Below are 14,132 nucleotides of genomic sequence, written 5' to 3' on the forward strand. Positions count from 1 at the left end.
CATGGCGCGTTTGCTGGTGACGGGAGCAACGGGATTTCTGGGTGGTAAACTGATCCGTCATCTGCGCGCCAAGGGCTCCGACCCGATCGCTCTCGGACGCGACGAATTGTACTGTCGGCAGCTTGAAGCCGAGGGCTTCGACGTCGTGCGCATGGATCTGTCCCATGCCTGCGACCCACAGCGATTCTCTGGCCTTGGTCCGATCAACGCCGTTGTCCATTGTGCTGCGCTCTCCGCGCCCTGGGGGCGGCGCAGTGCATTTGAGACGGCGAACGTCATCGGGACAAGACATCTTCTGGCGCTTGCAGGTGAGCTGGGGGTGACACGCTTCGTCAACATCTCCTCACCCACCGTCTATTTCGAGATGAAGGACAAGGAGCAGGTTCGGGAAGATGCGCTGCTGCCTCCGCCCATCAATGCCTATGCGGCGACCAAGGCCGACGCCGAGCGGCTTGCACTTGCCCGTTTCGACCTCGGCCCGATCAACCTTCGTCCACGCGGCCTATACGGCGTCGGAGACACGAGCCTCCTGCCCCGTTTGCTCACGGCAGCCGGGAAGCGGCCGTTGCCGCTTTTCAGGGACGGTGCTGCCTCCATCGACCTGACCCATGTGGAAGATGTGCTTGCCGCTATCGATGCGGCCCTTGAGGCTCCCCCCGCATGTGAAGGCGAGACGTTCAACATTTCCGGCGGTGAGCCCTTGCCTGTGCGTTTCATTGTCGAGCGTGTCTGTGCCGCCAAGGGTGTCCCGGTCCGCTGGCGGAAACGCCCCCTCGCCCCGGCAGTTCTTGCGGCGAAACTCATGGAAAGGGCAAGCCTCGTCCTGCCTGGTGCTGGTGAGCCTCCGGCAACACCCTATACGCTCGGTCTATTCGCCTTCCGGCAGAGCCTCGATATTTCCAAGGCAGCGCGGTTATTGAACTGGCAGCCACAGATTGACTTCGAAATGGGACTTGCAAGAACGCTTGGCGGAGGGGCTGTCCATTGACCCCGGCCTTTGCAAACAGCGCATTCGTTTCCGCACCGGAGCGGTTGGTGGTTCGCGGTGGCCAAAGGCAACCGCTTCGGTTCAAGGTACGCTATGGCGTACAGCATCATACGACTGCCGGTTTGGTGTTGATCGACACAGGTTACGGCCCACGGGTCACCGAATGTCCGGGCAGAAGTCTGCCGCTTCGCCTCTATGCAAATCTGCTTCGACCGAAGCTGGTGCATGAGCACCTGCCGACCTCCGTCCTTGCACGCCTGGGTGCCCGCACTGCCGATGTGGAAGCCATTGTGCTGACCCATTTCCACGCGGACCATGTCGCTGCGCTGCATCTTTTTCCCAAGGCCAGGGTCTTCACGAAAGCGGCCGTGTTCGCACGTGTTCTGGCGCGCTCCAGATTTGCCAATCTGCGCCACGGCATCTTTGACGAGCTGCTGCCGCAGGATCTCTCCAGCCGGATCGTTGATATCGACAAGCTGCCGGTCATACCCGCACCACATGGGCTCGGTCAAGGCGCCGATCTTTTTGGCGATGGCTCGATGCTTGCCGTCGACCTGCCCGGTCATGCTGAAGGGCATTTCGGCATCTGCTTTGCCGCACAGCCCGTGCCGCTGCTTTATGCGGTCGATACCCAGTGGTGTGAAGCAGCTCTTCATCCCGGCATGGCGCCTGGACTTCCAGCCATCCTTGTCGCTTCGGATCGCGCAACTCTTGCCGACAGCACGAGGCGAGTGGCTGCCTTCCGCAAGCAAGGCGGTGATGTCCTGCTGTGCCATGATCCGTCAGATAGTCCTTACGACCTGCCCGGGGTTCCAGAATGACTGGGGTCTGGGGCTCAGGAATGACCGGGGTCTGGGGCTCAGGAATGACCGGGGTTCAGGAATGACCGGGCGATTTCAGACTGGCGTCGCATTTGCTGAAACGCTCTGGAGCAACCGTCGGGGCCGGTCCCGTCAGGCTTTCGAGCGCTGGCAGAAACAACGGCTGGACACCTGGATGCGCCGCGATCTTCCCAGGGTTGATTTCTACCGCAACGCACCCTCGCGCCTTGACCAACTGCCGATCATCGACAAGGCCATCGTGATGAGCCGGTTCGAGGCCTTCAACAGAGACAGGATCACCGCCGAGGCTGGATGGCGAGCCCTTGAGGAAGGTGGTCAGATCAACGGGATCAACATCGGCGCCAGCACGGGCACCAGCGGCAACCGGGGTCTTTATGCCATCACGGCGGCCGAACGCTTCCGCTGGCTCGGCACCATTCTGGCCAAGACATTACCCGGCTTTCTGTGGCATCCGGAACGGGTTGCGATCATCCTGCCGCAGTCCTCATCGCTTTACGAAAGCCCGGCCAAACTGCGGCAATTACAGCTCCGGTTCTTCGATCTGCGCCGTGGTATCGCCACCTGGCTGGGCGAGTTGGAAACCTTCGACCCGACGACCATCGTTGCCCCGCCCCGGGCACTGCGGCACCTGGCGGACACATCGAGCCGTCTTGCGCCTCGCAAGCTCTATGCCGGGGCGGAGACCCTCGACCCCGTCGACCGTTCAGCTATTGAACAATGGTTCGGCATTACCCTCGGGCAGATCTACATGGCGACTGAAGGCCTCTTTGCCGTGTCGTGCGCTCATGGCCGACTACATCTTGCCGAGGATGCCAACTATTTCGAGTTCGAACCGGTCGCGAACGGCCTGGTCACACCGCTGGTGACAGGCTTTCGCCGCGATTTCCAGATCATGGCGCGATACCGGATGAACGACCTGTTGCGCCTGTCGTCGGAACCTTGCAGCTGCGGCTCGCCGCTTTGGGCTGTCGATGAAGTGATCGGGCGGATGGACGATATTTTTATCTTCACCAACGCGGCGGGAACGGAGGTACTTGTCACGCCCGACATCCTGCGGAACGCGGTTCTGGACGCCTCTCGCGAGATTTCCGATTTTCGTCTTGTGCAGGAAGTAGACGGATCGATGACCTTGCTGCTGTCACCGGACTTGCCAGATGCAAGCGCGGAGGCGGCGCGGTCGGCGCTAGGCAAAGCCCTGAGCGCACAGGGACTGACACCCGCTATTTCGCTTCGCCGGGAAGTTTTGCCTCTGGAAAGCAGCCGCAAGCTCCGACGAGTGGAATGCCGGATGAAGCAGCAGGTCCGGCCATGACCTTGGCGCAAGACCCCATGCTACGGGACAACAGAGACAGCGAGCGTGTGAGCAACGATCCCGACACCGTTCGGTCTTTCGTGCACCTGTGCAACGATTTTGCGATGCCTGATCTTGTTGCCAATCTCACAACAAGCGTCAGCAAGCTGGAGATCGCCGGACGCTGTTTTCCGCTGACGACCAACGAACCCTGCCGCCCACCGACGTGTTACATCTGCTCGCCCAGCGCCGCCTATATCGACTATGCAATCGAGGAAACGCGCAATTTCCTGAAATCGCCGCTGGCCTATCATTTGGTGCGTCCTTTGATCCGGGCCTGTGCACCGCTGATTGCAGCCAGCGGGCTCGACCGGCAGGTTCAGGTGAACAACTGGCTGCTGTCGACCAACCCTGTGCCGGAAATCGATGCGGCCGCTGCCCGCGAGATTGCCAGTAACCTTGCGCACCGCTTTCCCGAGCATGCCATTGTCATCCGATCCCTCAATGGCCGGGCAGACCGGACATCCATGAACGCCCTCAGGCAGGCCGGTTTCAGGTTTCTGGCAGCCCGGCGGATCTATCTTTACGCCGGTGACGGTACGCCCTGCAAACCGACGCAAAATCGCCGCTATGACACAAAACTGATGCAGCGAACGCCATATCGGCTGGTCGAAAATAACGGTTTTGAAGAGCAGGATTTCGCGCGTGCCGCAGAGCTCTACAAGATGCTCTATCTCGACAAGTACACCCCGCTCAATCCGCAGTACACGGCAACCTATATCCGGGAATGCCATCGCAGGGGCCTGTTCCGACTGCTTGGTTATCGCGACGACAGCGGCCTGTTGGTGGCAGTTGCCGGCTTCTTCGAAAACGGTCGTACATTGACCCAGCCACTGGTCGGATACGATACCGGTCTGGCCCCAAAAGACGGCCTCTATCGACTGGTCATGGCGGCAGGTCAGGACATTGCCGAGCGGCACAATCTCTTTTTCAACATGAGTGCAGGCGCTGGCCACTTCAAACGCCTGCGCGGTGCAGAACCGGAAATCGAGTTCAACGCCGTCTATACCGGTCATCTGTCCCGACGCAGACAACTGGCGGTGCGGAGCCTTGAAACGCTTCTGTCTCGCATCGGCATCCCCCTACTGGAGGCCTTCGACCTATGACCTCACCAAAGGATATCTGGCAGGCCGTCGCGCTTGTGAACGATGTCAGACGGCAGCCGTTGCGGCTTGAGTTTGGCGGCGAACCGGTGGTGCTGTTCAACAGCGGGACCGGCATTGCGGCTCTGGCCGACCGTTGCCCGCACCGGCTGATGGAGCTGTCGAAAGGAAAGGTCGTCGGAGGCGAGATCGAATGCCCCTATCACGGGTGGCGGTTTGACGGCAGCGGACGCTGCACCGCCATTCCGGGGCACCTGGGGGACCTGCCGGGATACCGTATTCCCGGCCTCAAGACGTTCGAAAAAGACGGGGTGATATTTCTCTCCAGGGGAACCCCGGACGGCGAACCTTACCTGCATCCGATGGAAGGAAAGAAGGTGCTGGTGCGGCTGGTGCGCAGCAGCACGCATTCGACGCTGATCGATACCGCCGAAAACATTCTCGATGCGACCCATACCCATTTCACCCACAAGGGCCTGCTGCGCGGCCTCAGCAGCAAGCGCCACCGGGTTCGGGTCGACATCACTGGCGGGCCGGGCTGGGTCGAGGCCGTCTACACCGGAGAAGACCAGCAGCACGGCCTGATCAGCAAGATGCTGGAAGCAGGACGATTGCGGACGATTGGGCGTTATCGTTTTCCCGGCATCGCCGAGCTTGAATACTGGGGTGAAAACGGCCTTGCTCTGGCAACCACCTTTCATTTGAGACAGATATCCGGAGGACTTGTTGAAGGCATCGGCTGCCTCATCGGTCCGAACGAGGGGCTCCTTGACCGGATCAAGTCCTGGGCGTTCCAACCAATGTTCCACATCGCTCTGGAGCAAGACCGCCGCGTGCTGAAATCGGCGCATGAAAACGCGACACGGTTTCCGGTCTCAAGGCCCCTGATCGGTCCACTCGATTACCTGCGCCAGGATATCGAGGCAATTGAAAGAAGTGAGTTACCAGGCGCGGCGCAGTCCCCCAGGACCGCCTATATCGAACTTTGATCCGGCCCGTTCCACTCGATGTCCCTGGTGGTGGCACTTTGAAGACTGATGCGATTGCGAATGGCGATGGCCGCGATTTCCAGGAAGGCCGGCACCTGCGCCAGACCGGGCGCGGGATCGTCTTTGGTTTTGAGGATTTCCTCGGCCACACCCAGAACCTTTTGAAAGCGCCTGATGTTCCGGGAGCGAAGCGCTGCAGGCAGGCCATAGACCCACATGGCAAGGCGCACGGCCTGAATGCGTGTTACGTTCGGCTGGACGTCCTTCCCGCCGGGCAACAGCGCCTGAACAAACCGGCCTGCGTCCTTGAAAAAATGCAGACCACTCGTCGCCCGCGGATTGCATTCCAGCGGACGAACGGAGCCGTCTTCAAGACGCATCAGATCAAATGAGACTTGTCCGGTCCAGCCGGTGTTGCTGACGAAGGTCTCGACAAAGTCCCGCGCCGCTGCATCCGTAACCGGCTCGAAACAGATCCCCGCCCCGGCTCCGGCCCGGTAAAGCGAGCGGTACAACGACAAGGCCAGCACCCTGCCGCCGCGTGCCACGACATAGGTACTGATTTCCTCTCCCTCCAACCGTTCCTGCGCAACCCAGGGCATCGCGGCACTCGGCACCACCCGTTTCAAATTGTCTGATGAAGGCGACACCAGAACCTGACCGGCGAAGCGGGACCAGACAGGCTTGAACACAAGGTTCTTTGCCTCTCCACTCAAACGGGCAACGTCCTGCGGGCTCGTAAGCAGCCATGTTCCGGGTACGGCAATACCGAACTCCTCACACAGCCTGATGAAGTCATGTTTGTTGTGGGCCACCCGAAGCAGATCAAGACCAGGCGCGAACAGGTCCGCGCCAAGGCCGCGCTTGTCCCTGAGTCCGGCCAGATAGAAGATTTCCTCGCAGGTCGGGATAATCAGGGACGGTTTTTCCTGTTCGACCAAAACGGCGACCGCATTGGCAAAAGCTTCCGGATGAAATCTCGGCGACGGCAACCGCCTATAGGACGCACAGGCACGGCTTGACCGGGAAAGCGGCCGGGCAGGCATATCGGCCAGAACAACGCGCCAACCGGCGGCATGAAACAGACGGGCGTGATGCAGGGCAACAGGCGCGCGGGCGCCTGTTACAAGAACAGTCTGTCCGGAGGGACGGCCTGTGCCGGATTGCATCGTCGTCATCGTCCTGTTTCGTCTGGATGTCTCGACGCCCGGTAACAGCTGCCTCGGCGCATTCGAATACCCCTCACCGCTCGGCTTCGTAGCGCGCTTTGGTTTCCTCGTTCATGGGGTAAAGTCCCGGCAGGCGCACGCCCGCATCGACCTGATCAACGATCCAGGCTTCCATGCGCTCCTGTTCCGGCGCTTCTTTCAGCACCTCTTCAAGATTGCCCGCCGGGATCACGACCGCGCCATCGCCGTCGGCCACGATGATGTCGCCCGGAATGACGGCAACACCGCCGCAGCCGATGGTTTCCTGCCAGCCGACAAAGGTAAGACCGGCGACAGACGGCGGGGCCGAAACGCCGCTGCACCACACCGGCAGGTCGGAGGCCAAAACACCGGTCAGATCACGCACCGCGCCGTCGGTCACCATGCCTGCGACATTGCGTTTGCGCATGCGGGCACACAGGATGTCGCCGAAGACGCCCGCATCCCGGATGCCCATTGCGTCGATGACGGCGACACACCCTTCAGGCATCTCCTCGATGGCAGCCCTGGTGGAAATAGGTGAGCCCCAGGAGGCCGGGGTCGCCAGGTCCTCGCGTGCAGGCACGAAACGAAGGGTAAATGCCGGGCCAACGATGCGCGGGCGAGCACGGTCGAGCGGCATTGCCCCGCGAATCCAGACATTGCGCAGACCTTTTTTCAAAAGGATCGTTGTGAACGTAGCCGTGCTGACGGATTTCAGGATTTCGGCGGCTTCAGCAGACAGGGTCATGTGGGTCTCCGGAAGAGGCGCTGACAATGCGCGGCAGGACAGAAACGTTTCAAATGCCATACCGCCGGTCCCGTCCGGGCGCGTTGTCCGGGTGAAAAGGTCCGGCGGTTCAAGCGGCATATTCCGCCGGATCGTCTTGCTGGCCAAGGGATATTTGCATCATGGCGAGAGGGAGAGCAGACGACACGCACAGCGGTACACCAGCCCTTTGCGGTCAAGGTTACCTGGAGCTCAGGGGCAACAGAGGCAAGTCACCGCCCGTTGCTAGATCCGGGCATCCCAGGCAGCCTTTACGGCATCGATGTCGCCGCTTCGGACTGCGCTTCGATCGGGATGATCTTGCCGTCTGCCGTCGTCAGCAGCGCCTGATTGCAAGCGTTTGCAACCTGTTTCAGGATCCTGGAGTAGGTTTTCCGGTTGTGGAACGAACGGTCGTAGACCAGTTCCTTCGAGTCTTCCTGCAGCACGTCGCGTGCGGTTGAGACCGTCTTGATCTTCTGTTCGTAGCCGATCACCTGAAGCGGCGCCCCATGGGCTTCGAAGAACTCGGCAGTGGGTTTGCCGACATATTCGCTTTCGAGTCAGGGAGACTGGCTGATCGACCGACAGCCTGCGGCACCGAGGACGGATAAAGCAGCAAGGGCATGCGCAATGCATCCGGCACCCTTGAAACGGAGGCCGGACGTCTGCTGGCATTTCCGGTGTGCTTGCATCAGGACGTCCTCGCGTGCGCCCGACAGCGGGATCAGGAAATCGTCAGTTCAAGCGCCGGGTGCAGACGCTGCAGGTTGCGGAGCGATTTCGACTGCCACGGGATGGACTTGGAGCCGAGAACCCGAACGCCGACTTCCGGCTGCTTTCTGATTTCGATCGTGAATTTCGCAAGCAGGTTGATGCCGGAGCTGTTCAGGAATTCCAGGCTTGTCAGATCCATGGTGATGAGTTCCGGCTTGGCTGCCAGTACGGAATTCATGATTTCCAAAATAGGTGCGTAGGCATCCGTCCCTGAAAGCCGCATCGTTCCTTCGTAGTGGATGTCGGAGCCTTCAGTCCAAACGCGGTAATCGTTCGTGCTGATTTCCATTGTGGTATCTTCCTTTGGAATATGTCAGCGATCAGGAAAGTCGCAAAGAAGCATATGTCGTCAACTCAACGCCTTCACTTACACGCTCAGACGCGAAAGACCAGCCCAATCTGGCCTCGTAGTCGCTCATAAGTGTGAGCAAGCCCAGGCCGGAACCGGAGGAGTCCGGATTGAGGGCGTTCTCCTCGATACGTTCCAGGAGCAGCTCTCCCGGTTCGCGGTCGAGCAGGGATTTCAGGTGAACCTGGAACTTGGCGGCGGTTTCCTGGTCGATCCGGTTCACGATCCGAATTTCAAACGTATCCGCTTCCATCGAACTGTGAATCGCGATGTCGCCGCCATGTCGGAACTTGATCGCATTTTCCAGGATCTCGTTGATCATGTAACTGATGCTGTGGCGTGCATCGACAGGATCAACGCCTTTGCCGCAGGCCCGGCTGAAATATTCCCCGATAAAATCCGAGGTGAGGCCGCAATGATGCCAGCTCAGCTCCAGCGGTTCTGCCATCAGCGTGAGACAAAAACGCCTCGCGTCTCCGCCATTCAAAGCAGCCGTCTCTCCAAAATCCTCGACCATGCCTTACCTATGCTTCAACACAACAAGAGTGATGTCATCAAATACCTTGTAGTCGCCGATATGCGACTTCACATCATGAATGACCGCCGCGGCAATACCTTTTGCGGATTTTTCGCGGTTTTCATGTGCGCTCTGGGCAAGCCGGTCGAGGCCGTACATCTCGCCCTTCGCGTTTTCCGCTTCCGTGATCCCGTCCGTATGCAGGATGAGGATGTCTTCAGGCCCGAACGCGAGATCGAGCGTCGCCACGAAGGGTGAAATATCAGCCTCAAGCCCGACCGGGAAACCGAGATCCATGGTGTCGATCCGCTCGGTTTCGCCATTGGCGCGAATGATCAGCACCTCCTCGTGCTGACCGGACAACGTCACCTGGCCGTCTTCATAATCGACGAAGGCAAGGGTCAGATGCTTGTCCGAATTGGTGCGGGTGATGTTCTTGTAGACCGCCCGGTTGAGCACATCCAGGAAGGCGATCGGATCGTTGTCCCCCTTCTCCTGAAGGGCCCTGGCAACCGACTGAACCATCAGCATCAAGACGCCACTTTCCAGCCCGTGGCCGGTTACGTCACCGATACCGACCTTGATGCGGCTGCCGTCGAACAGGACGTCGTAATAATCGCCGCCGACCTCGTCTGCCGGCTCCATGAAGGCGGCAATTTCGATCTGCGGGATCACTTCCAATTCGCTCAGGCGCGGCAGAACCATTTCCTGAATGCGCTTGGCGACATCCAGCTCTGCCCCCAGGCGCAGGTTCTCCGATTTCAGCCGCTTGTTGAGCTCTCCGATCTCGCGGTTCGCGGTTTCCAGCTTTCTGGTCCGCTCCTCGACGAGATTTTCAAGGTTCTCCGTATGATAGCTGATCTCGTCCGCCATGCGATTGAAGGCGAGGCCCACCGCCGCGACCTCGTCGCGCGTCGGAATGGCAACACGGACCGAGTAGTCCTTGTTCTGCAGGGCACGCGCTGCTTCGGCCAGTTGCGACAGACCCTTGGTGATGCGGCCTGAAATGGCATAGACGGCAACAAACACCACGAAGATACTGACGCAGAAAGCGATCAGCTGGTAGTTCAGAATGCGGGCCGTCGCCTCGGAGATGTTGTTGGTGGCATCGATCAGCGACTGGTAGATCTCGCGTTCGGAAACCACGAAGCCCAGCGTCATCGTTTCCGAAGTGATGCCGGCGCCATCCCACAGGTTGGCAGGATTGAGCTGCTTCAGAACCAGAAGATAGGGGACTTCCTCGCCATCGTTCTCAAGGAAGATGTGCTTGATGACGGTTTCGTCCTTGGCGCTGAGCTCAAGGGAGGCGATGGCCGGCTGGCTGCTTTCCTTGAGATTTCGGTTCACACCGGTGACACCCTGTCCGCTGACGTCGCTGGAAACCAGTCCAAGGGTTGCCTCGCCGGCCTTCGGGGTTGCCACCACATTGCCGTCGGACATCGTCAGGAAGCCGAACCCGCTTTCAGAGATCTCAAGGCTTTCGACCAGTGAGGTCAACTGCTCGAGCGTGATGTCGACCGCGACCATCCCCGCAACATCCTTGCGATCCTGGGTCCACAGAGGATGGAAGAAACTGACGATCAGCTTGCCCGTGATCGCATCGATATAGGGAGCGGTGGTGACGATATTGGACTCGACCGGCCTGGAGGACGGATCCTTGATCCAGTCTTGCCAGCCTTCGTAGACGCCGGGGAAGAAGAAATCCCAGAAATTCGCGCCCTCGTTATGACCGGGATACAGCAGATCGAATGTCTGTGCCTGCTCCGAATAAGGGGTCGCGCGCATGATCGACGCGTCCTTGGGACCGACATAATAAATCTGCAGCTTGGGAGCGCCCGTCGACATCATCGACGGACCAACAAGGCTGAGGAAGGAACTGTGCTTCAGCTCTTCGGCGGCCTTGGGAACCGGGTTCTTGTTTTCATCAAGCAAATAGCCCCAGACGCTGACGGCGGACGGAACACCTTCCGTGTTCTGCGACCAGCCACCCTTTTCGTCATAGACCAGTTCAGAGGAAAATTCAGGACTGGTCTCGATCGTGTTGCCAACCGCTTCCTGGACATCCGGGTGGTCAATGAGCGTCTGCATCGACGAGGCGAGCGTTGCAAGTTCCGAATGGACGCGCTCGATCAGCAGATCGGCACGGAACGCTGTCGTGTCGATGTAGGTTTGCAGATAGTCTTCGGTCGCGGTGGTCAGGCCCTCACCGACCTGCTCCGTCGCATCCCTGGACAGTTTCTGCACGTTCCAGATACCGATGCCGCCGGCAAGCGCCAGATCGAACAGAACCGCGACGCCCACGACAAGCATGAACTTGGCGCGGAAGCTTCGCAACGAAAAGCGGCCGATCTGCTTTTCGTTCTGTGGACTTGTTACCGGTGCATTCATAGCGGCTTACGCCCCGAGGCAACCCAGATTGGCCAACCTGCATAACCTTTCGGGTGGAGCGCTGCGAAAATATGATCGTCGAACCCTTTGGCAAAGCGCTCGATGAATTCGGCGTCGTCGCCGCGTTCCTGCGCCATTTTCCCGGCAAAGAGGTTTTTCCACGACGCGATGACGTCTGCGAAATCCTGCGGATCACCATCGGTGTTGGTGACCATGAACGAGCCGATGGTTACATTCTCAAAGCCGCCGTCAATCAGGAGGCGCCGGCTTTTCGGGCCAATCTCGATATCCATGTCGAAGTGGTGCCAGAGTTTGGCGACCTCGTTATAGGTCCACTGAATGGACTCCGACCTCGGTTCTCCCAGGCAATGGGAGTTCTTTTCGTTGGTGACGTAGATCCGGCCGCCCGGCTTGCAGATGCGGTAGAGTTCCTTGAGGATCAGCTCCGGCTGATCGAACACCTGCAGGGAATGACGGCAGGTCACGAAGTCGAACTGGTTGTCCTCCAGCAGCATGTCCGCGGCATCGCCAAAGACGTAATCGATGCCCCGGATGCCGAAGTCGGCGGCGACACGGCGTGCGTAGTCGAGGCTGGACCTGGAATGGTCCAGTGCGACAAGCCGGTCCGGCTCGAACTCCTTTTGCAGAAGCACGGCGAAATCGCCAATGCCGCAGCAAATGTCGGCAACCTGCATTCCCGGCTTCAGGCCGTGCTTGCGCAGAAGTTCCTTTTCGTGCCGCCAGGTCAGCTTTGTCTGCGTGCGCAGCACATGGATGAATTCGCTGTCTTCGACGAACGACTGTCCCGGATAGAATTCATTGTCATATTCGCTGACAGTGATCTTGTCGGACATTGTCTCGAGCACAGCGAACTTGCGCGTTGCCCAGCCGACCACGCTCGACGTCGTCACATGAACACTCAGATCGCTGCGGCTGCGCACAAGATCCAGGATCTTGCCGGCAAAGGCATGGAACGCAACGTTGTTCATGCGCACCAGGCGCCTGACATTGACGTAGAATTTTCCGCTTACCTTGGCGACGGACTGCTCCATCGCGGAAAAGCAGCCATGCAGCTCTTCAGCCCGTTGCGGGCGCAGACTGCCATGAAGCGAGAACTCCTGATCGTTCTCGTTGAAGGTCCATTGAAAGGCCTGTGTCATATTATCAGCGATCATTCTGCGTCGTCCTCAAGCACAAGCTCTGCGACCAGGCTCATGCGGCCGTCTTCACTCCGTCCGATGGCGAGCCGGGCGCCATAGTCGACGCCGAGCTCCAGAAGCCCCAGGCTCGCATCGGGTTCGGCTTCGGCAAACAATGCCTCCAGGTAAAGCGTTTCGGCGTCGTCGCCGGTCACTTTCGCTATGGCAGCCTCGTAGACCTTGTAAGTTTCCTCGTCGGCCGGAAAAGTCAGTTCGATCCGGTCGACATTGCCGTCGCGCAAGACGGCGCATTCCAGATTGCCGCTTGTGCCGTGGGTCCGGTACACAGCTTCCAGAAGCTCGTTCAAAGCCGACGAATAGAGATTGGAAAACAGGAGCGAATCCAGCCGGTTGTGGCTGACCATCCGGGCGACGTAACCCGACATGAGATCGCAATGAGTCCAGTCGGAACAAAAATCCTTGATGTCCAAATCCAGGTGAATCATCTGTGGCAGACCGGAATTAGATGATATGCCTTCAGAAGGTGCCTGCATTTTTATTCCCCCGCTGGCGTGGTCAATTGCACCTCAAAGCGATGCACTTCAGTTATACGAGAAAGCTGGAAATTTTGGCCGATTGAACTCGTGTCATCGATAATTCATGTATTTAACAATACGGTGTCGCTCATTGCCAAGGATATATCAACCGCGATTGCTCCAATGTTTTCTGCTTCATTAACATAGCAGCAGAACTCTAAACTTTGGGTTTCCACCGCGCGTCCGTAAAGGCATCATATTTTCACCATGACAAGTACCAGTATTTTTGACGCCGCTGCCCAGCCAGACGCTTCTGCAGACGAACTTGCGCGAGTTCGCAGAGAACTTGAGGAATTGCGCGCAGAACACGATGACCTCAAGCTGCTTTACGAGGCCACGATCGAGCATGGCGAAGCCGTGGAAGACCAGCTCGCCGAATACAACATTCTGCTGACCCGCACCCAGGAACGCCTGGAGGCGGAACTTCGGGATGCCGGCAATTATGTGTATTCCATCCTGCCGGAAAGGCGGCCGTCGGCCCCGAAAGCGGACTGGCTCCTGGTGCCGTCAACCGAACTTGGCGGTGATTCGTTCGGATATCACGACCTCGATGACGACCATTTCGCCATCTATCTGATCGACGTGTGCGGTCACGGTGTCGGTGCCGCATTGCTGTCCGTGGCGATCATCAACGTGCTGCGCTCGAATGCTCTTGCGGACACCGATTTCCGCGACCCGGCACACGTGCTTGCCAAGTTGAACAATGCCTTTCCGATGGAACGACAGAACAACATGTTCTTCACCATCTGGTACGGTGTCTACCGGCGGTCGACCCGCCAGCTAGCATTTGCCTCCGGAGGCCATCCGGCCGCCATTCTCTTGCGTCCGTCGGGATCGGGACTGGACGTGGTGGGCCTTGGGACACCGGAAGGCATGGTGATCGGCGCCATGCCCGACATGGACTTCGACGGCGGAACGTTCGACATTCTCCCCGGCGACAGATTACTGGTCATCAGTGACGGTACCTACGAGATCGAGGATGCAGACGGCCGGACCCTGACCTGGGCCGAGCTGGCGGACAAATCGAAAATCGTGGAAGGCACCTTGCCTCAGGCCATATATGACTGGCTGGCCGCCTTTCATGACAACGCCCCCCTGCCGGATGATTTCTCGATGATGGAATTTGCCTTCTGACAG

At 59.0% G+C, this 14,132-nt stretch carries 14 protein-coding genes; 6 read left to right on the forward strand and 8 right to left on the reverse strand.

All coding sequences use genetic code 11. From position 1 onward, the window contains the following. The first annotated feature begins 1 nt into the window (after position 1). From ACYQ54_RS10160 to ACYQ54_RS10180, 5 genes are all read left to right on the forward strand, one after another. Positions 2–988 (forward strand): NAD-dependent epimerase/dehydratase family protein, encoded by a 987-nt coding sequence (locus ACYQ54_RS10160; RefSeq protein WP_460081770.1) that lies wholly within the window; start codon positions 2–4, stop codon positions 986–988. Then, positions 985–1,809 carry an MBL fold metallo-hydrolase gene (locus ACYQ54_RS10165; RefSeq protein WP_460081771.1) on the forward strand — a complete coding sequence of 275 codons (825 nt, stop codon included), beginning with the start codon at positions 985–987 and terminating at the stop codon, positions 1,807–1,809. Before ACYQ54_RS10160 ends, ACYQ54_RS10165 begins: the two co-directional genes overlap by 4 nt. 61 nt (positions 1,810–1,870) lie before the next feature. Next, a complete protein-coding gene (locus ACYQ54_RS10170; protein WP_460081773.1) occupies positions 1,871–3,142 on the forward strand; it encodes a CoF synthetase in 1,272 nt (423 codons plus the stop codon). Then, complete coding sequence (locus ACYQ54_RS10175) at positions 3,112–4,287, forward strand: GNAT family N-acetyltransferase (RefSeq protein ID WP_460081775.1); 1,176 nt, start codon at positions 3,112–3,114, stop codon at positions 4,285–4,287. Before ACYQ54_RS10170 ends, ACYQ54_RS10175 begins: the two co-directional genes overlap by 31 nt. Continuing rightward, positions 4,284–5,273, forward strand: a complete 990-nt coding sequence (locus ACYQ54_RS10180) for a Rieske 2Fe-2S domain-containing protein (protein ID WP_460081777.1) — start codon at positions 4,284–4,286, stop codon at positions 5,271–5,273. The genes ACYQ54_RS10175 and ACYQ54_RS10180 overlap by 4 nt, the downstream gene beginning before the upstream one ends. Here ACYQ54_RS10180 and ACYQ54_RS10185 read toward each other — a convergent pair. The 8 genes from ACYQ54_RS10185 to ACYQ54_RS10220 all read right to left on the reverse strand — a co-directional run bounded on the left by ACYQ54_RS10185 (position 5,258) and on the right by ACYQ54_RS10220 (position 12,845). After that, entirely contained in the window at positions 5,258–6,451 is a 1,194-nt protein-coding gene (locus ACYQ54_RS10185) for an ATP-grasp domain-containing protein (protein ID WP_460081779.1), read from the reverse strand. The genes ACYQ54_RS10180 and ACYQ54_RS10185 overlap by 16 nt on opposite strands. A gap of 64 nt (positions 6,452–6,515) precedes the next feature. After that, positions 6,516–7,211, reverse strand: coding sequence for a ribonuclease activity regulator RraA (locus ACYQ54_RS10190; protein ID WP_460081781.1), 696 nt, complete (start codon positions 7,209–7,211; stop codon positions 6,516–6,518). A 290-nt stretch (positions 7,212–7,501) separates the two neighbouring features. Next, the gene (locus ACYQ54_RS10195; RefSeq protein WP_460081782.1) at positions 7,502–7,726 is read right to left on the reverse strand and encodes a hypothetical protein; all 225 of its coding nucleotides are present in this window, start codon (positions 7,724–7,726) and stop codon (positions 7,502–7,504) included. A 230-nt stretch (positions 7,727–7,956) separates the two neighbouring features. Further along, positions 7,957–8,295, reverse strand: a complete 339-nt coding sequence (locus ACYQ54_RS10200) for a slr1659 superfamily regulator (RefSeq protein WP_148582075.1) — start codon at positions 8,293–8,295, stop codon at positions 7,957–7,959. 31 nt (positions 8,296–8,326) lie between these two features. Then, positions 8,327–8,872, reverse strand: a complete 546-nt coding sequence (locus tag ACYQ54_RS10205) for a slr1658 superfamily regulator (protein ID WP_460081784.1) — start codon at positions 8,870–8,872, stop codon at positions 8,327–8,329. Positions 8,873–8,875: 3 nt separating this feature from the next. Beyond that, complete coding sequence (locus tag ACYQ54_RS10210; protein ID WP_460081786.1) at positions 8,876–11,260, reverse strand: SpoIIE family protein phosphatase; 2,385 nt, start codon at positions 11,258–11,260, stop codon at positions 8,876–8,878. Beyond that, on the reverse strand, positions 11,257–12,435 hold the full coding sequence (locus ACYQ54_RS10215) for a class I SAM-dependent methyltransferase (RefSeq protein ID WP_460081789.1): 1,179 nt from the start codon (positions 12,433–12,435) through the stop codon (positions 11,257–11,259). The genes ACYQ54_RS10210 and ACYQ54_RS10215 overlap by 4 nt, the downstream gene beginning before the upstream one ends. Beyond that, on the reverse strand, positions 12,432–12,845 hold the full coding sequence (locus tag ACYQ54_RS10220) for a ubiquinone biosynthesis methyltransferase UbiE (protein WP_460081791.1): 414 nt from the start codon (positions 12,843–12,845) through the stop codon (positions 12,432–12,434). Before ACYQ54_RS10220 ends, ACYQ54_RS10215 begins: the two co-directional genes overlap by 4 nt. A gap of 357 nt (positions 12,846–13,202) precedes the next feature. On the opposite strand from ACYQ54_RS10220, the gene ACYQ54_RS10225 reads away from it, so the two are divergent. Next, complete coding sequence (locus ACYQ54_RS10225) at positions 13,203–14,129, forward strand: PP2C family protein-serine/threonine phosphatase (protein WP_460081793.1); 927 nt, start codon at positions 13,203–13,205, stop codon at positions 14,127–14,129. Positions 14,130–14,132 lie beyond the last annotated feature (3 nt).

It is taken from the genome of Roseibium sp. LAB1, from assembly GCF_054658235.1.